General features: G+C 68.0%; 1 protein-coding gene. It reads left to right on the forward strand.

The genetic code is table 11. The annotated features are described in order from the left end of the window. Nucleotides 1-281: hypothetical protein (locus ISP15_RS18690; protein WP_404549519.1), on the forward strand; the 281-nt coding region annotated here is incomplete at both ends.

Below are 281 nucleotides of genomic sequence, written 5' to 3' on the forward strand. Positions count from 1 at the left end.
ACGATCGCACGACCACCACCAGTTACGACAGCGCAGGGCGGGCGGTCTACAGCCTCAACGCCGCAGGGACGGTCACGCAGACCACCTACGATGCCGATGGACGGGTGACCAGCACCCACGTCTACGCCATCGCACTGACAACCAGCCAGCTGGCCAGCCTCGGCAGCACCCCCACCCCGGCGCAGATCGGCGCATGGGTCACGCCCGGCAGCGCCGATCAAGTCAGCTACAACGTCTACGACAGCGCCGGCGAGCTGCGCTACCGCATCGACCCGATGGGC

It is taken from the genome of Dyella jejuensis (assembly GCF_044904675.1).
In the GTDB taxonomy this organism is placed as follows: Bacteria; Pseudomonadota; Gammaproteobacteria; order Xanthomonadales; family Rhodanobacteraceae; genus Dyella_B; species Dyella_B jejuensis.